This window comes from Pseudomonas sp. CJQ_9, from assembly GCF_043106615.1.
Taxonomy (GTDB): Bacteria; Pseudomonadota; Gammaproteobacteria; order Pseudomonadales; family Pseudomonadaceae; genus Aquipseudomonas; species Aquipseudomonas juntendi.
This window is the reverse complement of sequence record NZ_JBICMS010000103.1, coordinates 61,924-79,747: the sequence shown is the minus strand read 5'-3', so window position 1 is coordinate 79,747 and position 17,824 is coordinate 61,924. Positions and strand designations below refer to the sequence as shown.

16 protein-coding genes are annotated in these 17,824 nt (G+C 63.2%); 3 read left to right on the top strand and 13 right to left on the bottom strand.

Annotated features, from left to right (window positions below):
- Window positions 1–174: 174 nt before the first annotated feature.
- Together ACF8SD_RS23660 and ACF8SD_RS23655 are read left to right on the top strand one after the other, a co-directional pair.
- Entirely contained in the window at window positions 175–1,170 is a 996-nt protein-coding gene (locus tag ACF8SD_RS23660; RefSeq protein ID WP_029887815.1) for an IS110 family transposase, read from the top strand.
- A 390-nt stretch (window positions 1,171–1,560) separates the two neighbouring features.
- On the top strand, window positions 1,561–2,775 hold the full coding sequence (locus ACF8SD_RS23655; protein WP_392485250.1) for a YeeE/YedE family protein: 1,215 nt from the start codon (window positions 1,561–1,563) through the stop codon (window positions 2,773–2,775).
- A gap of 121 nt (window positions 2,776–2,896) precedes the next feature.
- Here ACF8SD_RS23655 and ACF8SD_RS23650 read toward each other — a convergent pair whose 3' ends face one another.
- Together ACF8SD_RS23650 and ACF8SD_RS23645 are read right to left on the bottom strand one after the other, a co-directional pair.
- Window positions 2,897–3,226 (bottom strand): hypothetical protein, encoded by a 330-nt coding sequence (locus tag ACF8SD_RS23650; protein ID WP_047149831.1) that lies wholly within the window; start codon window positions 3,224–3,226, stop codon window positions 2,897–2,899.
- A 74-nt stretch (window positions 3,227–3,300) separates the two neighbouring features.
- Window positions 3,301–3,951: a DUF998 domain-containing protein gene (locus ACF8SD_RS23645; RefSeq protein WP_173891709.1), complete on the bottom strand. Its 651-nt coding sequence runs from the start codon at window positions 3,949–3,951 to the stop codon at window positions 3,301–3,303.
- Window positions 3,952–4,145: 194 nt separating this feature from the next.
- Between ACF8SD_RS23645 and ACF8SD_RS23640 the strand changes: the two genes are divergently transcribed.
- Complete coding sequence (locus ACF8SD_RS23640) at window positions 4,146–4,895, top strand: FadR/GntR family transcriptional regulator (RefSeq protein WP_009687013.1); 750 nt, start codon at window positions 4,146–4,148, stop codon at window positions 4,893–4,895.
- Window positions 4,896–4,916: 21 nt separating this feature from the next.
- Here the strand turns inward: ACF8SD_RS23640 and ACF8SD_RS23635 are convergent, their stop codons facing one another.
- The 11 genes from ACF8SD_RS23635 to ACF8SD_RS23585 form a co-directional block, all read right to left on the bottom strand.
- Window positions 4,917–6,497 carry an aldehyde dehydrogenase (NADP(+)) gene (locus ACF8SD_RS23635; protein WP_173889740.1) on the bottom strand — a complete coding sequence of 527 codons (1,581 nt, stop codon included), beginning with the start codon at window positions 6,495–6,497 and terminating at the stop codon, window positions 4,917–4,919.
- Window positions 6,498–6,554: 57 nt separating this feature from the next.
- Window positions 6,555–8,108 carry a galactarate dehydratase gene (garD, locus tag ACF8SD_RS23630; protein WP_054906141.1) on the bottom strand — a complete coding sequence of 518 codons (1,554 nt, stop codon included), beginning with the start codon at window positions 8,106–8,108 and terminating at the stop codon, window positions 6,555–6,557.
- Window positions 8,109–8,186: 78 nt separating this feature from the next.
- On the bottom strand, window positions 8,187–9,551 hold the full coding sequence (locus ACF8SD_RS23625; RefSeq protein ID WP_392485249.1) for an MFS transporter: 1,365 nt from the start codon (window positions 9,549–9,551) through the stop codon (window positions 8,187–8,189).
- A 104-nt stretch (window positions 9,552–9,655) separates the two neighbouring features.
- Window positions 9,656–10,567 carry a 5-dehydro-4-deoxyglucarate dehydratase gene (kdgD, locus tag ACF8SD_RS23620; protein ID WP_110679792.1) on the bottom strand — a complete coding sequence of 304 codons (912 nt, stop codon included), beginning with the start codon at window positions 10,565–10,567 and terminating at the stop codon, window positions 9,656–9,658.
- 577 nt (window positions 10,568–11,144) lie between these two features.
- Complete coding sequence (locus ACF8SD_RS23615) at window positions 11,145–11,948, bottom strand: gamma-glutamyl-gamma-aminobutyrate hydrolase family protein (protein WP_009687019.1); 804 nt, start codon at window positions 11,946–11,948, stop codon at window positions 11,145–11,147.
- Between the two features lie 466 nt (window positions 11,949–12,414).
- Complete coding sequence (locus tag ACF8SD_RS23610; protein WP_392485248.1) at window positions 12,415–13,197, bottom strand: amino acid ABC transporter ATP-binding protein; 783 nt, start codon at window positions 13,195–13,197, stop codon at window positions 12,415–12,417.
- Window positions 13,198–13,218: 21 nt separating this feature from the next.
- The gene (locus ACF8SD_RS23605) at window positions 13,219–14,463 is read right to left on the bottom strand and encodes an FAD-binding oxidoreductase (RefSeq protein WP_173889733.1); all 1,245 of its coding nucleotides are present in this window, start codon (window positions 14,461–14,463) and stop codon (window positions 13,219–13,221) included.
- A gap of 16 nt (window positions 14,464–14,479) precedes the next feature.
- On the bottom strand, window positions 14,480–15,190 hold the full coding sequence (locus tag ACF8SD_RS23600; RefSeq protein WP_029886746.1) for an ABC transporter permease: 711 nt from the start codon (window positions 15,188–15,190) through the stop codon (window positions 14,480–14,482).
- A complete protein-coding gene (locus tag ACF8SD_RS23595; protein ID WP_392485247.1) occupies window positions 15,187–15,906 on the bottom strand; it encodes an ABC transporter permease in 720 nt (239 codons plus the stop codon). Before ACF8SD_RS23595 ends, ACF8SD_RS23600 begins: the two co-directional genes overlap by 4 nt.
- 145 nt (window positions 15,907–16,051) lie before the next feature.
- Window positions 16,052–16,804 (bottom strand): transporter substrate-binding domain-containing protein, encoded by a 753-nt coding sequence (locus tag ACF8SD_RS23590; RefSeq protein WP_392485246.1) that lies wholly within the window; start codon window positions 16,802–16,804, stop codon window positions 16,052–16,054.
- A gap of 22 nt (window positions 16,805–16,826) precedes the next feature.
- The gene (locus ACF8SD_RS23585) at window positions 16,827–17,699 is read right to left on the bottom strand and encodes a MurR/RpiR family transcriptional regulator (RefSeq protein ID WP_029886745.1); all 873 of its coding nucleotides are present in this window, start codon (window positions 17,697–17,699) and stop codon (window positions 16,827–16,829) included.
- Window positions 17,700–17,824 lie beyond the last annotated feature (125 nt).

Genomic DNA, 17,824 nt, shown 5'->3' with positions numbered 1-17,824 from the left:
GGCAGGGTTTGCCCCTGACCTTGTACGTAGAGAGGCCCCCCGCCTCATTGCCCACCACGAAGAGTATCGAGAAGCCGACAAGTCGGACTTCGCATTACAGGGTTGCAGCGGCATGAAGTTCGAGGTCGGAGAACCGGAGGCCATTGTTACCTAATTCGCTTGGGAGAGGGAAGAATGAGTGTCTGGGTTGGCCTCGATATCGGCTCACGGACTTCGGTCGTTGGGGTGCGTAAAGATGGGCGCACTGCCGGTCAGTGGGATATCGCTCAAACCCCTGCCGGTCGCAAGGCTGCGGTGAAAAAGCTGCAGGCGCTCAAGCCTACGTCGATCGTGATGGAGGCGACCGGGATCTATTACCTGGACTTGGCCATTGAGCTGCACGCTGCTGACCTACCTGTTTCCGTGATCAACCCCAAGAGCTTCCACAACTTCGCCAAACTGATGCTGGTGAACAGCAAGACTGACGCAATAGATGCTCAGCTGCTGTCCGAGTACGGGGAGCGTATGACCCCGCGTTTGTGGACACCTCCAAGCACTGTACAGCTTGAACTCAGAGGCCTTGGCCGGCACATCAATCGTTTGGTGGGACACCGTATCAGGGCGAAGAACGAGCTGCATGCATTGCAGGCGACCGCCACGACTGCCTCGATGTTGATCGAGGATCAAGAAGAAGAGATTGCTTCACTAAGTAATCGAATCGAGCGCTTTCGTAAGGCAGGGCGCGAGTTAATCGCCCAGTGTCCAAGGCTAACTCGACAGTACGAGCAACTCCTCGCAGGCCCTGGGATTGGAGAGGTCTCGGCGCTGGCCGCCCTGGCTGAGCTGACCACGCTGCCCGAAACGCTCAAGTCCTCTCAGGTCGCTCGTCATGCTGGCCTTGATGTTCGACAGACACAGTCTGGAACAAGCATTGATAAACCTGGTCGGCTCGGCAAAAGCGGGAATGCCTATTTACGGGCAGCCATGTACATGCCTGCGCTGACGGCGGTGCGCTGCGATCCTTATGCGAAGGCTTTTTATGAGTCGCTGATCAGCAGGGGCAAGAAAAAAATGCAAGCGATCGCCGCTGTCATGCGCAAGTACCTGACAGGCATCTGGGCGTGCATGAGCGGAGATGAGCCATTTGATACGGCCAAGCTTTTCAGCTCTGAACACCTCAGAAAAGCTTGACCGCCAACAGAGTATCTACGTTTGTTTCGGGCCAGTATTGCCTGTGACAGGCGCGCGCGACCGCCTTGTTTGTACGACGCGATATCGTGGTGGGCGCCAGGGCGTTCGCGCGCAAATCCCACAGGCATAATTGGCCCGAAACAAACGGAGCGGGTTTACCCGCGAAGCGCCGCGCGGGCGGCGCTCGATCTCACAGGCGCTGAAGATGCTGCGGCTACCCTTGCCAGAAACCATAGAATCCCCCTCAGGTACGGCGCATGGCTTGAGTGCTGTGCAGTATGTGGGAGCAGGCAGCTTTGAACGGCTTAGCAAATACCCGGACCATACGCAGCCCCGGTTGACAGTTGCGGGTATACTCGCCAACCGTTTCACTGTTATCCGAGTATTTCGATGGGTCTTTCCGCAATCGCAACACCCGCACCGCGCCGTTTCGGCGCGCCCCTTGTCGCCTTGCTTGTGCTGCTGGCCGGTGCCTGGTTCCTGAACCTCAACGCCGGCTTCAAGCAAGCCTTGCTGCTCATGGTCGGCGCCGCACTTGGCCTGACCTTGTACCATGCGGCCTTTGGTTTCACCTCAGCCTGGCGGGTGTTCATCAACGAACGCCGGGGCGCGGGCCTGCGCGCACAGATGCTCATGCTGGCGCTGGCGGTGCTGTTGTTCTTCCCGGCGCTGTCGGCAGGCAGCCTGTTTGGCTCACCCGTGACCGGCCTTGTGGCCCCGGCCGGTGTTTCGGTGGTGTTCGGTGCGTTCATTTTCGGTATCGGCATGCAACTGGGCGGCGGTTGTGCCTCGGGCACGCTGTTCACCGTTGGCGGGGGTAACGCACGCATGCTGGTGACCTTGCTGTTCTTCATCATCGGCTCGGTCAGCGCTACCCACCACGCTGACTGGTGGTTCGGCTTACCGTCGTTCCCGGCCACCTCGATCGTGCAGGCGTGGGGCGTGGCGCCGGCGCTGCTGGTGAGCCTTAGCGTATTCGGCCTGATCGCGTGGGCCAGCGTGGTGCTGGAAAAGCGCCGGCATGGCGGGTTGGAGGCGCCTGTCAGCAGTGCGCAGCGCGGCTTGCGGCGATTGCTGCGGGGCCCCTGGCCGCTGCTGTGGGGCGCCATTGCTTTGGCCGTGTTGAACTACGCGACCCTGGCCCTGGCGGGGCGGCCGTGGGGCATCACCTCGGCCTTCGCCTTGTGGGGCGCCAAGGTGCTTGAAGGCCTGGGTGTGAATGTCGCCAGTTGGGTGTTCTGGCAGGCACCGGCCAACGCCAAGGCGCTGGCTTCGCCGTTGTGGCAGGACATCACCACGGTCATGGACCTGGGCATCGTGCTCGGTGCGCTACTGGCAGCAGGGTTGGCCGGGCGTTTTGCGCCTAGCCTGAAAATTCCGCTGCCGTCATTGCTGGCTGCGGTGATCGGCGGGCTGCTGCTGGGCTATGGTTCGCGCCTGGCCTATGGCTGCAATATCGGAGCGTACTTCAGCGGTATTGCTTCGGGCAGCGTGCATGGCTGGCTGTGGCTGGTGGCGGCTTACGCCGGCAACCTGATCGGGGTGCGCTTGCGCCCGCTGTTCTTTGCCGGGGAACGCCGCCCGGCGGTGTTGAGCGGCTGCTGATTCCGCACTGGGCGCCGTCCGGGGCTGCTTGAAGCTTGCTTCACGGCAGGGGCCCCGTGGCGGCGCTTTTCAATTAATAAAGTGCTTTAGCTTTGATCTATAACCGCTTGAAACAAAACACCTATCTCTTCGCAACTGCATGGTGCACGCACTGCTCGTAATAGGTCTGCCGGATTGCCGCAGGCTTGAGCCTGGAGCGGCTGTTATAGGTTTGTTCAGTAATGCCGAAGGCGGTCATGCGCATCCACGGTTTGGCGAACTTTCGCACCTGAAGCTTCTTGCGCGTAGCGTACAGGGTGACCCCGGCAAGCTTGGCCTGCTGGGCTTCACCGGCTATTTGCGCACCCCACTGGCAGGTGTGGCGATCATTCTGGCTGAGTGCCCTGGCCTGGGCGCCGAAAGCGAATGTGGCGAGCAGGCAGCCGGCCATCGTAGCTAGAAGTACTCGCATATTGCTGTCCTAAGCAATTGAAGGGGAACGAAGTTTGCCTTCACTTGCAAAGGTGGGGGGCCAGCAAATTGCCGTCAGCGGGTGGCCCTGTGCGATGACCCAGCAGCCGGGTTGCGCAGGCTAGCCCAGGCAAGGCAGGCGATCCACAGTACCGACACCCCGTAGTTGAGGCGCTGGTACAGGCCGAACAGCTGCCCGGTTTGTGCCGCTTGGGCCATGAGTGCGACGGTGACGATGGCAAGTATCAGGCTCGTGGCGGACAGCAGCGCGACGGCCTGGCTGCCGGCCAGACGCGTCCCGAGCCACGCCCACAGGGCGCTCGCCAGGGTCAGTGAAAGGAACATCAGCAACCCCGACAGGTTGTGCAGCAGCTGTGAGCTGGAAGGTTGCGCCGCAGCGCAGCCTGGGTCGCAGGCGAACCAGCCTGTGCCCAGGCTACCGAGGCCGTGCATCAATACTAGAGCTGCACTCGACAACGCCACCTTCGAGCCGTGCCAGCGCCGCGCGAGGCCCAAGGCAAACAAGATGAACAAGACCGCGAGAGGATAATTGTTGACCCATGGCGACCAGCGCTGCACGGGCGAGCCAACCGCGCCGAGCTGGCTCATGGCTTGTTGGAAATGGTCGTAGCCGGGGTACGCCAGTGCAGTGAGCCAGACCCCGGCCAAAAGCCACAAGGGGATCAGTAAGCCGCAGCAGAGCAAAAGGCGGTCAAAGGTTTTCATACTGGCAGTTCCTTCCATGGATGCGTGAGGTGGAAACGCACAGTATCTTGCAGCGCAGGCTCTGTGCCAGCACTTCCAGGTGTTGTCGGGTAGGTGCAGCCCCAGACAGGCATTGAAATCCGCACGCGGCATATGTGATCGTACAACTGCTTGCGCTATGATAAGCGCTGTCTTTCAAGGTGAAACACAGGGCGATGACAGAGCAGCAGGTACAGGCAAGGACCCGGCGCAAGCCACGCAGTCTGGCCCAGGAACTGGTTACGGTGCTGACCGAGCGTATTCGCAGCGGCCAGCTCAAGCGCGGCGACAAGCTGCCGACCGAATCGCAGATCATGGTCGAAGAGGGCGTCAGCCGCACGGTGGTGCGTGAGGCCATTTCGCGGCTGCAAGCCGCCGGGCAGGTGGAAACCCGCCACGGCATCGGTACGTTCGTGCTGGATGCGCCGGCGACCGGGGGCTTCCGGATCGACCCGGCGACCGTCGTTACCCTGCGTGAGGTGCTGGCGGTGCTGGAGTTGCGCATTGCGCTGGAGATCGAATCGGCGGGGCTTGCTGCACAACGCCGCAGCGATGACGAGCTGGCCGGCATGCGCGCGGCGCTGGATGAGCTGAACGAGGGGGCGGCCCACGCTACCGATGCGGTGTCGGCCGATTTCCAGTTTCACCTGCGCATTGCCCAGGCCAGTGGCAACCATTACTTCGCCGACATTCTCAACCACCTGGGCACCAGCATCATCCCCCGGACCCGGTTGAATTCAGCGCGCTTGGCGCGTGATGACCAGGCCCATTACATGAGCCGGCTGCGCCATGAGCATGAAGCCATCTATGAAGCCATTGCACGGCGAGACAGCGAAGGGGCCAAAATGGCCATGCGCATGCACCTGAGCAATAGCCGTGAGCGTTTGCGTCAGGTGCATGAAGAGGCTGAGGCGCAAGGGGCCTGAGGCCCGTGCCGCAAAGGGGCGTCAGATCGCCCCGTCGCGCCACTGCCCATTCACCAACCGCCGCAGCCCCAGTGGGTTGTTGTCACGCAGGGCCGCTGGCAACAGCGCCTGCGGGTAGTTCTGGTAGCACACGGGGCGCAGGAAACGGTCGATAGCCAGGGTGCCGACCGAGGTTCCGCGGGCGTCGGAAGTTGCCGGGTACGGCCCGCCGTGGACCATGGCATCGCACACCTCGACACCTGTCGGGTAACCATTGAGCAGAATCCGCCCGACTTTCTCTTCCAGCAGTGGTACCAGCCAGGCAAAGGCTTCAAAGTCCTCAGGCTCGCCGATCAGTGTGGCGGTCAGCTGGCCGCGCAGGCCAAGCACGGCAGCGCGCAACTGGTCGTTATCCTGAATTTCCACGGCCACGGTGGTGGGGCCGAACACTTCCTCCTGCAGCAATGGGTCGGACTCGACCAGCAACCGGGCATCGGCCTTGAACAACTGGGCATGGGCCTGGCTGCCTTGCTGTGCCTGGCCGGCCAGGTGTTCGATACCGGCGTGGGCGTGCAGGTGCTCCAGGCCAGCGACATAACTGCGCAGGCCGCCGGCGTTGAGCATGACCTGGCCGGCCTGCTGGCCCAGGTGCTGACCCAGCTCAGCCAACAGCTGGCTGTACTGTGGCGATTGCAGCCCGATGACCAGGCCCGGGTTGGTGCAGAACTGCCCTGCGCCCAGGCACACCGAACCGGCCAGCTCACGGGCGATGGCGTCGCCACGCTTGGCCAGGGCGCCCGGCAGGATGATCACCGGGTTGATGCTGGACATCTCGGCGAACACCGGAATCGGCTGGGGGCGCTCTGCGGCCATGCGGCACAGGGCGTCGCCGCCTTTCAGCGAGCCGGTGAAACCTACAGCCTGGATGGCCGGGTGCTTGACCAGCCACTCGCCCACGCCGCCACCGAACACCATGTTGAACACCCCCTTGGGCATGCCGGTACGCTCGGCTGCGCGGGTGATGGCGCAGCCGACCAAGTCGGCGGTTGCCATGTGGCCGCTGTGCGCTTTGAACACCACCGGGCAGCCGGCGGCCAGCGCCGCGGCGGTGTCGCCACCTGCGGTGGAGAACGCCAGCGGGAAGTTACTGGCGCCGAACACCGCGACCGGGCCAACGCCAATGCGCATCTGGCGCAGGTCCACGCGTGGCAGTGGCTGGCGTTCGGGCAAGGCGAGGTCGATGCGTGCGCCAAGGTAGTCGCCACGGCGCAACACCTGGGCGAACAGGCGCATCTGGCCGCTGGTACGGCCGCGCTCACCCTGTATACGTGCGGCGGGCAGTGCGGTTTCGCGGCAGACGATAGCGATGAAGGCATCGTCCAGCTCGTCCAGTTCGGCGGCGATGGCATCCAGAAACTCGGCGCGGCGCGCCGGGGGCAGTTGGCGGAATTCGGCGAAAGCAGCGGCCGCGGCTTTGGCAGCTTGGTCGACTTCGCCCTCGGTAGCCTGAGCAAAGTTGTACGGCAGGGCTTCGCCAGTGCTGGCGTCCAGGCTCTGCAGGCGCTGTGCGCCAGCGGCGCTGCGCTGGCCGGCGATGAAGTTGTGGCCGAGGATATCAGGCATGGGGTGCTCCTGTGAGGGTGGCTGAATGAAGAGTGCTGGGCAAGCCTGCCCAGGGCATCAGGTAATCGGCGCCGGATTGAACAGGGTGATGTCGTTGTGCAAGCGGTGCTGCTCGGCCCAGGTCTGCTTGCGGCCACTGGCGACGTCGAGGTAGTAGTGGAACAGCTCCCAACCCAACTCCTCGATGGTCGCGCGGCCGCTGGCGATGCGCCCGGCGTCGATGTCGATCAAGTCGGGCCAGCGCTGCGCCAGTTCGCTGCGGGTGCACACCTTGACCACGGGCGCCATGGCCAGGCCATACGGCGTGCCGCGGCCTGTGGTGAAGACATGAAGGTTCATGCCTGCGGCCAGTTGCAGGGTGCCACAGACAAAGTCGCTGGCCGGGGTGGCGCAAAAGATCAGGCCCTTGCCCTTGACCCGCTCGCCTGGGCCAAGCACGCCCTGGATGGCCCCGCTGCCGGACTTGACGATCGATCCCAGCGACTTTTCGACGATGTTCGACAGGCCGCCTTTCTTATTGCCCGGTGTGGTATTGGCGCTGCGGTCGGCAGCGCCTTGCTGCAGGTAGCGGTCATACCAGTCCATTTCGCTTACCAGCGCGTCGGCCACTGCCTGGTTTTGCGCGCGCGAAGTCAGCATGTAGATGGCGTCGCGAACCTCGGTCACTTCCGAGAACAGCACGGTGGCACCGGCACGTACCAGCAGGTCGGCGGCATAACCCAGCGCTGGGTTGGCGGTAATGCCCGAAAAGGCGTCGCTGCCACCGCACTGCATGCCGAGGATCAGCTCGCTGGCCGGTACGCTTTCGCGTCGACGCTGGTCGAGTTTCTTCAGGCGGGTTTCGGCCAGCGCCATGATTTGCTCGATCATTTCCACAAAGCCCAGGCTGGCGTCCTGCAGGCGGTACAGCCACGGGTCGCTGAGATCTACCGACGGGTCGTTGTCGTGCATCACCTGGCCGGCTTGCAGCTTTTCGCAGCCCAGGCTGATGACCAGCGCTTCGCCGCCCAGGTTGGGGTTGCGCGCCAGGTTGCGCACGGTGCGGATCGGGATATAGGCGTCGCGGGCGTTGATGGCCACGCCGCAGCCGTAGCTGTGGGTAATGGCTACCACGTCATCGACGTTGGGGTATTTGGGCAGCAGTTCGCTGCGGATGCGCTTGACCGCGTGCTCCAGCACGCCGGTCACGCACTGCACGGTGGTGGTGATGCCAAGGATATTGCGCGTGCCGACCGTGCCGTCGGCGTTGCGGTAGCCTTCAAAGGTGAAACCTTCCAGTGGCGGCAGCGGCTGTGGCACGGCATCGCAGCGTGGCAGGCTGTCCAGTTCCGGTGCAGCAGGCATGGCCAGCTGGCTTTCCTGTACCCAGCTGCCCTGGCGCAGGTCTTCCAGCGCATAACCGATGATTTGCCCGTAGCGGCGCACCGGCTCGCCCTTGGCGATGGTCACGGTGGCAACCTTGTGGCTTTGCGGTACGCCCTCGACCAGGGTCAGGCCGTCGGCAAAACGGGCACCTTCGCCCAGGCCGCCGTCATTGACCACCACCACGACGTTGTCATCGTCGTGCAGGCGCACGTAGCGGGGCGAGTCTGAATGTTCGATCAACTGCATGTTTGGGCCCTACTTGTCAGGTTCTCAGGCTTTTTTGTACATCCGCCCGCACCGAACGAGCCGGCGCGGGCGTGTCACTCAATGGCGCGAGCTGGCCAGTTCGCCGTTGGCAGCAGGCTCAGCCTGTGGCTTCGGGGCGTCGTCGCGCAGTTCGATACGCTTGATCGGGCCAACGATCACCAGGTAGCTGAACACCGCTACCAGGGCGTTGGCGCCGACGTAGACCAGGGCCCACTTGAACGAACCCGTGGCGCTGATGATGTAGCCGATGACGATAGGCGTAGTGATCGAGGCGATGTTGCCGAAGGTGTTGAACAGGCCGCCCGACAGGCCGGCGATCTGCTTCGGCGAGGTGTCTGCCACTACCGCCCAGCCCAGCGCGCCGATGCCTTTGCCGAAGAAGGCCAGGGTCATGAAACCGACGACCATCCACTCGGCGTCTACGTAGTTGCAGAACACCATGGTGGTCGACAACATCAGGCCGCAGACGATCGGCAGCTTGCGCGAGAAGGTCAACGAGTTGCCACGGCGCAGCAGCCAGTCCGAGATCACCCCACCCAGCACGCCGCCGATAAAGCCGCATACCGCCGGCAGCGAGGCGATGAAGCCGGCCTTGAGGATGGTCATGCCGCGTTCCTGCACCAGGTACACCGGGAACCAGGTCAGGAAGAAGTAGGTGATGGCGTTGATGCAATACTGGCCCAGGTATACGCCCAGCAGCATGCGGCTGGTCAGCAGCTGCTTGATGTAACCCCATTTCGGGCCATCGTTGCCGCGCTTCTGGTCCATGTCGACCAGGCCGCCGTTCTGCTCGATGTGTTCGAGCTCGGCCGGGCTGATGCGTGGATGCTGGCGCGGGTTGTAGATGGTTTTCAGCCACACCATCGAGAAGATGATGCCCAGCGCCCCCATCACCACGAACACGTGCTCCCAGCCGAAGCTGAACACGATCCAGCCCATGATCGGTGCGAACAGGGCGGTGGCGAAGTACTGCGCGGAGTTGAAGATGGCCGAGGCGGTGCCGCGTTCCTGGGTCGGGAACCAGGCCGCGACGATACGGGCGTTACCCGGGAACGACGGGGCTTCGGCAAAACCGACGAGGAAGCGCAAGGTGAACAGGGTCACGACTGCCCAGGCAACCGGAAGGCCGCCCACAAAGCCCTGCAACAGGGTGAACAGCGACCAGGTGAAGATGCTGAAGGCGTAGACGTTCTTGGAACCGAAGCGGTCGAGCAGCCAGCCACCAGGAATCTGGCCAGCCACGTAAGCCCATCCGAAGGCGGAGAAGATATAACCGAGGGTTACGGCGTCAATGCCGAGGTCTTTCTGCAGGCTGGAGCCTGCGATTGCAATGGTCGCGCGGTCGGCATAGTTGATCGTGGTCACCAGGAACAGCATGAACAGGATCAGGTAGCGCACATGCGTCTTTTTAGTCGCTTGCATGCTGGTTGTACTCCCACTAGTTATTTTTGTGCGGGCTCACGAATGGTAACCGGAGCGGGGCAGGCCCACTCCGGGCGCGGCATATGGCAGGCCGCAAGCGGCGCTTACTGCGGGCCCATCTTGTCCATCAGCGCGGCGAGCATTTCGTACTCTTCGGCGGTGAGGTCGGTCAGCGGGGTACGCACCGGGCCTGCGTCGTAACCGGCCAGCTTGGCGCCGGCCTTGACGATGCTCACGGCGTAGCCAGCCTTGCGGTTGCGGATGTCCAGGTAGGGCAGGAAGAAATCATCGATCAGCTTGGCCACGGCAGCGTGGTCGTCGCGGGCGATGGCGTTGTAGAAGTCCATCGCTGTCTTCGGCACAAAGTTGAACACTGCCGAGGAGTAGACCGGTACGCCCAGGGCCTTGTAGGCAGCAGCATACACTTCTGCGGTTGGCAGGCCACCCAGGTAGCTGAAGCGATCACCCAGGCGGCGGCGGATCGACACCATCAGCTCGATATCACCCAGGCCGTCCTTGTAGCCGATCAGGTTAGGGCAGCGTTCGGCCAGTTTCTCCAGCAGGTCGGCGTTCAGGCGGCAGACATTGCGGTTGTACACCACCACGCCGATCTTCACCGATTTGCACACGGCTTCCACGTGGGCGGCAACACCGTCCTGGCTGGCTTCGGTCAGGTAGTGCGGCAGCAGCAGCAGGCCCTTGGCGCCCAGGCGCTCGGCTTCTTGCGCATATTCGATGGCCTGGCGGGTGGAGCCACCCACGCCGGCGAGGATCGGTACCGAAGTGGCGCAGGTATCGACTGCGGTCTTGATGACCTGGCTGTATTCGCTGGCGGCCAGGGAGAAGAACTCACCCGTACCACCGGCGGCGAACAAGGCACTGGCGCCATAGGGGGCCAGCCACTCCAGGCGCTTGATGTAGCCCGCCGGGTTGAAGTCGCCCTGGGCGTTGAAGTCGGTGACCGGGAAAGACAGCAGGCCGTGGGAGAGGATGGATTTGAGTTCTTGTGGATTCATTGTTGTTGGCATCCTGTGGCGCTTGGGTGGAGGTGTTGTTTTGCGTTAGAGGTAAGTTATCGTACAACCTCGGAGATGACCAGTGCTTTTTGAGATTTTTGTTTTCTGCCAGCGTGCCCGCTTTTACGTGTTCGCCTCGATATGTGTGGTGGGTAGTAGATCGAGCGCCGCCCGCGCGGCGCTTCGCGGCTAAAGCCGCTCCTACGTTTGTTTCGGGCCAATTATGCCTGTGGGATTTGCGCGCGTACGCCTTTGCGCATGGCGCGATATCGCGTCGTACAGACAAGGCGGTCGCGCGCGCCTGGCACAGGCGATACTGGCCAGAAACAAACGTAGGAGCGGCTTTAGCCGCGAAGCGCCGCGCGGGCGGCGCTCGATCTCACAGGCGCTGAAAAACCGACGACCACTACCCGGCAGTCATCGTATCTCTAAAGGCCAAAAGAAAAAACGATCGCAAAGACAGGCACAAACCCGCCGCCCGATTCCACGGCAGATATTCTGGGACCAGCAGAGGGTGACCGGGGGAGGCGGGGGCGGTCTTGCGCCGCCCCGCGATCAAAGCAGGGGAAACTGTAGGTCAGGCAGCGCGCTTGACCTGCGCCTTGCGGACCTGGGCGCGGCACGCGTCACCGAAGGCCTGGAAAATCTTGATCGAGTCGGGGTTCTGCGCGGCTTGCCATTCTGGGTGCCATTGCACGGCGAACAGGAACGGCGAAATGCTTGGCGCGTGAATGGCCTCGACCAGGCCGTCTTCAGCATGCGCGATGGCCTCGATGCCGGCGCCGAGCGTGTGCAGGCCCTGGCCGTGCAGCGAGTTGACGCGGATTTCGTCGCAACCCAAAGTGTCGCGCAGCCAGCTGCCTGGCTTGATCTTCACGCTGTGAACCTGGGCGTACTGCACTTCGACCGGGTCTTCCGGGTTTTCCCGGTGGTCGTTGAAACCCGGTTCGGCGTACACCTTCTGGTAAATGTCGCCACCCAGGGCCACGTTGATTTCCTGCATGCCCCGGCAGATGCCGAAGATGGGCAGGCCACGCTTGAGCGCCGCCTTGACCAGCGGAATGTCGAACAGGTCGCGGTTCTGGTCCTGGCCTTTGCCTGGGGTCTGGTTTTCCTGTCCGTACAGCGCAGGGTCGATGTTGCTGCCAGCGCCGGTCAGGTACACGCCGTCGGCCATGTCCAGATAGGTCTCGAGGTCGTCAATGCCGCAGCAAGTGGGCACCAGCACCGGGACACAATCGGCGAACTCGACCAGCGGGGTGATGTATTTGTGGGTCATGACCTGGTAGTCATGGCCTTTGCGCTCTTGGCTGCCCATGGTCATCAGGACGACGGGTTTGCGCAGGGAAGGTTGCTTGTTGCCAATGTTGCTGTTGGACATATGTCACCTTGGGACAGGTTCGACCTGTCGTTGTTGTGCAGGCGCACGGCGCGGGGCTCTGAATGGCGCCTGGAGCCCCGAGCACTGCCGGCTCGTCGAGCTGACGATGCCGGTCGGGGCCTGTAGATAGCTTGCCAGAGCCGTTCGATATGTCAAACGACTGAAAGGGGCTTCGGGGCGGGAAATGCGCCGGTTTTTGGTGGGTTGAACCGATGCGGGCCTGTGGCGGCGTGGGTTTGGCGAGGGGCGCGGTCAATAATATTTAACGACGCAGTTGGGTCTTTGCAGCGGTGCAATGAAATAGGCGGCTTGACGTCAACGCGGTCTTTGTGGGAGCGGCCTTGTGTCGCGAAAGGGCCGCAAAGCGGCCCCCGGATTTCAGCACTGGTGCATGTATTGCCGGGGCTGCTGCGCAGCCCTTTCGCGACACAAGGCCGCTTCCACAGGTTCAGTGACAGGTCTGCAATCAGTGCAGGATCTGCGCCAGGAACCCCTTGGCCCGCTCGGTGCGTGGGTGGTTGAAGAACACCTGCGGCGGGCTGTCCTCGATGATCTGCCCACCCTCCAGGAACAGCACCCGCTCGGCCACCTGCCGGGCAAAGCCCATTTCGTGGGTGACGCAAAGCATCGTCATGCCCGTGCCGGCCAGTTGCACCAGCACATCCAGCACTTCAGCGACCATTTCAGGGTCCAGGGCCGACGTAGGCTCGTCGAACAGCATGATCCGCGGTTTCATGCACAGCGCGCGGGCAATTGCCACGCGCTGCTGCTGCCCGCCGGACAACTGGCTGGGGTACTTGTGCGCCTGGCTTGCGATGCCCACTTTGGTCAGGTACATGCGCGCCCGCTCCTCGGCATCCTTGCGCGATAGCCCACGCACGCTCGTGGGGGCGAGCAGGCAGTTGTCGAGCACGCTCATGTGCGGGAACAGGTTGAAGTGCTGGAACACCATGCCAATGTCGCTGCGTACCTGCGCCGCCTCCCGGGCGTTGGTCGCAAGGTCGACGCCGGCGACCTCGATAGTGCCCTGCTGGGCGATTTCCAGGCGGTTGATGCAGCGAATCAGCGTCGACTTGCCCGAGCCGGAAGGCCCGCACAGGACGATACGTTCACCTTCGCGTACCTGCAGGTCGATGTCGCGCAAGACATGGAACGCCCCGTAGTGCTTGTTCAAGCCTTCAATGCGGATCAGCACCGGGCGCGGGTCGGTTTCAGGGGTAGCGGTGGCATGGCTCAAGAGTGCGGTCATCGTGTTGTGCTCCCGCGGGGGTCAGTCGAAACGGGTTGCGCTGTAAGGCGCGGGGTCGGTGAAGGGGCGTTCCCCGGTCACCAGTTCGGCCAGCAGGCGGCCGCTGACCGGGCCCAGGGTGAGGCCATGGTGGGCGTGGCCAAAGTTGAACCACAGCCCTGGGTGGCGTGGCGCCGGGCCAATGACCGGGCGCATGTCGGGCAGGCACGGGCGCCGCCCTAGCCACGGTGCGTCGTCCAGGCGCTCGCCCAGCGCGGGGAACAGCTTGCGCGCCAAGGCTTCGCAACGGCCCAGCTGGATCTGGTTGGCGGGCGCATTGGCGGCATCGAACTCGATACCGGTGGTCAAGCGCACGCCGCGCGCCATCGGTGCCAGCACATAACCGCCCTGGGTGTCGCAGATCGCGTGCTCCAGTTGCGCGCCGCCACGGGTGCCGTAGTGCATGTGATAGCCGCGCTTGATCGCCAGCGGTATCCGGTAGCCCAGGCCGCTGAACAGGTCGGCCGACTGGGGGCCCAGGCAGGCGACAACCTCGTCGGCAGTGATCGGGCCACGGCGGCTGTCGACCTGCCACTTGCCGTGGTGCTGACGCAGGCTGCGCGCATCGCCATGCAGGAACTGCCCGCCGCGTTGCTGGAACAAGGCTGCATACCCACGGGTGAGGGCGCCGGGGTTGATGACGGTTTTCGGGTCAAGCCAGTGGATGCCGCCGACCACGGTGGCATCCAGCTGGTGTTCGCGGGCCTGCAACTGGCCGCATTCCAGTATTTCGAACTGCAGGCCGTAACGGCTCAGGCCTTTGGCATCGGCCTTGGCCTGGCTGAACAGCGTCGGATCGCGGAACACCTCGATCCAGCCTTTGGCCTGCACCAGCCCTTGCAGGCCGGCAGCTGCGATCAGCACGTCGTGTTCTTCCACGCAGCGCTGCACCAATGGCAGCATATCGGCGGCGGCACCTGCCAGGCGCCCGGGGGCGGACTGGCGCCAGTAGCGCCACAGCCACGGCGCCGCCTTGGGCAGATGCGCCAGGCTGTAGCGCACGTCGGGCTGGCGGTTCAGGCCATAGCGCAGCAGGGCGCCCAGTTGCCGTGGGAAGGCATAGGGGATGACGCTGGAGCGCTCGATCAGCCCGGCGTTGCCGTGGCTGGTACCGCTGCCCGGTTCGTCGCGGTCGAGCAGTACCACCTGGCGCCCGCGGGCTTGCAAGTGCAGGGCGGTGCTGACGCCGACGATGCCGGCGCCCAGGACTAAGGTCTGGCAATGCATGGAACGTATCCTTCGGTCAGTTCAGGTGGCGGCCCAGGCGGGCTTCCAAGTGTTTCAGCAGGCGCCGCACCACCTCGACGATCACCAGGTAGAGCACTGCGGCCCACAGGTAGATCTGGAAGTCGAAGCTGCGCGAAAAGGCCAGTTTGGTCACGCCCATCAGGTCGTAGATGGTCACCAGCGAGGCAATGGCGCTGGCTTTGATCATCAGGATCAATTCGTTGCCCAGCGGGCCGATGGCAACCAGCAGCGACTGCGGCAGGATCACCTTGAAGAAGGTCGTCGAGCGCTTCAGGTTCAAGGCCCGCGCCGCCTCATACTGGCCCGGGGCGACGGCCATCAGGCTGCCGCGGAAGATCTCGGCCTGATAGGCGGCGGTGTTCAAGGTGAACGCCAGCAAGGTGCAGAACCACGCCTCGCGGAAGAACCACCATAGGCCCACGTCCTGCCAGAAGCTCTTGAACGAGCCCAGGCCGTAGTACAGCAGGAACAACTGGGCCAGCAATGGCGAGCCGCGGAAGAAGTACACATAGCCTGCCGCCAGGCGTTGCAACAGCAGGTTGTGCGACAGGCGCGCCAGCGCCAGCAGCAGGCCCAGCAGCGCGCCCAGGCTGAAGGAAATGGCGACCAGCTTGGCAGTGACCAGCAGGCCGTCGACAAAGCGCGGGCCGTAACGCTCCAGCAGGTCAGGGTCGAGCACCAGCGCCAGCAATTGGTCGAGGCTCATGCGCGCGCTCCTTGCAGGTGGCGGTTGCTCCGCCGCTCGATGTAGGCGAACACGCGCCCGGACAATGCCGCGAACAGCAAGTAGCCCAGGCACGCCACGCCGTAGAAGAACATGGGCTCTTTGGTCACGCTGACGGCCAGGTTGGTCTGGCGCATCAGGTCGACCAGCGAGATGGTCGACACCAGCGAGGTGTCCTTGAGCAACGACAGCCAGTTGTTGGACAAGCCGGGCAGGGCAATGCGGGTCAACTGCGGCAGCAGCACCTTGAAGAACCCGGTGCGTTTGCTCAGCCCCAAGGCCGAACAGGCCTCCCACTGGCCTTTGGGCAAGGTCTTGAAAGCGGCCAGCCAGATCTCGCTGGAAAATGCGGCGAACACCAGGCTGAACGCGATCATGGCGGCCACGAAGGTATTGATCAGGAACTCACCTTCATAGCCCAGGGCGGCAAGGACCTTCTGCGCGGCGATCTGGCAGCCGTAATAAATGATCAGCAGTGTCAGCAGCTCGGGCAAGCCGCGGAACACGGTGGAAAACGTGGTGGCCCAGGCCCGTGGCAGGCGTTTGCGCGAGCGGGCCGCCAGGGCGACTACCAGGCCCAGCGGCAGGCCGATGGGCAGGCAGGCCAGGGCCAGTGACATAGTGACCAGCGCGCCGGCCAGCAGCGCCTGGCCCCAGCCACCGCTGGCCAAGGACAGCAAGGACAATTGATCGAGCATGACGAACACCTTGTGTTGACCTCACCGGCCTCATCGGCGGCAAGCCAGCTCTCACAGGTAAACCGCTGTTGTTAAGGTCTGTGGGCAACCTGTGGGAGCTGGCTTGCCGGCGATAGGGCCCGGTCAGGCAATGAGGGCTTGAAGATCAGTTGTAGATATCGAATGCAAAGTACTTGCTGGCGATCTTCTGATAGGTGCCGTTGGCCACGATCTGTTGCAACGCGGTGTTCAGGCGTTGGCGCAAGGCTTCATCATCCTTGCGCACGGCAATGGCGGCATCGGCCTTGGTGTTGGCTACATCACCCAGAATCTTGCAGCAGTCACCGCCGTTCTTGCTGATCCATTCCTGAAGCGGAAATTTGTCGGCAATCACCCCGTCCAGGCGGCCGGCGGCCAGGTCCGCGTTGGCTTCGTCCATGGTCGGGTACAGCTTCACGTCAGCGCCGGCCTTGGCGTAAACGTCCTCGGCATAAATGGCCTGGGTGGACGACGACTGGGCGCCAACCGTGTAGCCGTCGAAGTGGGTTTGGGCATCGGTGATCTTGCTGTCCTTGGCCACGGCCACGGTCAACGGGGTACGGTAGTAATGGTCAGTGAAGGCAATTTTCTTGCGCCGTTCCTCGGTGTCGATCATCGAGGCCACCACCGCGTCGTACTTGCGCGCCATCAGCGCCGGGATGATGCCTTCCCAGTCCTGAGCCACCAGCGTGCACTCGACCTTCATCTGTTCGCACAGGGCATGGGTAATGTCGACGTCGAAGCCATGCAACTGGTTATCGGCGTCGACAAAGTTGAACGGCGGGTAGGCACCCTCGGTGGCGAAGCGCAGGGTTTCGGCACTGGCAGCACCTGCCAGCAGCAGGGCGCACGCACCCAGCAAGGCCATGGACTTGTTCATCTCGCACCTCATTGCACTCTTGCTATTGTTGTTTGCCCGCCGACCACGTGGTGTAGCCGACGAACTCGTTATGTAGAGCGGCAGTTGCTTCCAAGCGCTTTTCAACATCCGGCCCGAGTTTCTTGCAGACCTCGTTGACCATCAGGTGTACCCACGACAGCATGGCCGAGGTGGATTCCCAGAACAGATTGAATTCGGTGGGTATGCGGAACACCTCGTCGGCGTTGGCATCGGCCCAGTCACAGAAAGTGTCGGTCACCAAGGTGACCGCAATGCCCGCCTCGCGCGCCTTTTGGCACAGCAACAGGGCATGGCGGGAATAACGGCGCGCCTCGAACACCACCAGGGCGCTGTCTGCGGCGTTACCGAGCAGCACGTCGGCAAAGTGCCCGGCACTGAGATCGACCAGTTGCACCCCATCGCGCAGGTATTGCAGCAAGTGGCCCATGCACATGGCCAGGCCGCGCTCGGTCTGAAAGCCTGCAACAAAGACCCGGCGCTTGCTCGCCAGGCGTTGGGCCACGTTGTGCCAGGCCGGGCCTTGGCGGTACTCGTGCACGCGCACCAGGGCGGCCATTTCCAGTTCCAGGCTGCCGCCGTTGTCGCTGGCGTCCTGGCGCTGGCGGTAATCGTGCAAGCGGTCGCCCACCAGCCACGGGCCATCGCCCAGGTCGCTCTGCAGGTCTTGCTTAAGTGCCTTGAGGTGGGCATAACCCAGGGAGCGGCAAAACCGCCCGACACTGGATTCGCTGACGCCCAGCTTGGCGGCGATGCTGGCCGAGGTCTGGAACGGCAGTTCGTGCAGGTTGGCGAGCATGTAGGTGGCGATCTTGCGGCCTGACGCTGCGGCCCCGTCGAGGCTGGCTTCCAGGCGTTGCTTGATCGGTTGGCTCATGCTGGGGCTCCAGAAGGTAAGGCTTGGGAAGAAAATGAATGTTTTCTGCCATTAAGTCAACATTTGACAGATAGCTGTCACTCGCGGGAAAGTTTTGCCGTTGCAACGCTGTAGCCACTCCAAAA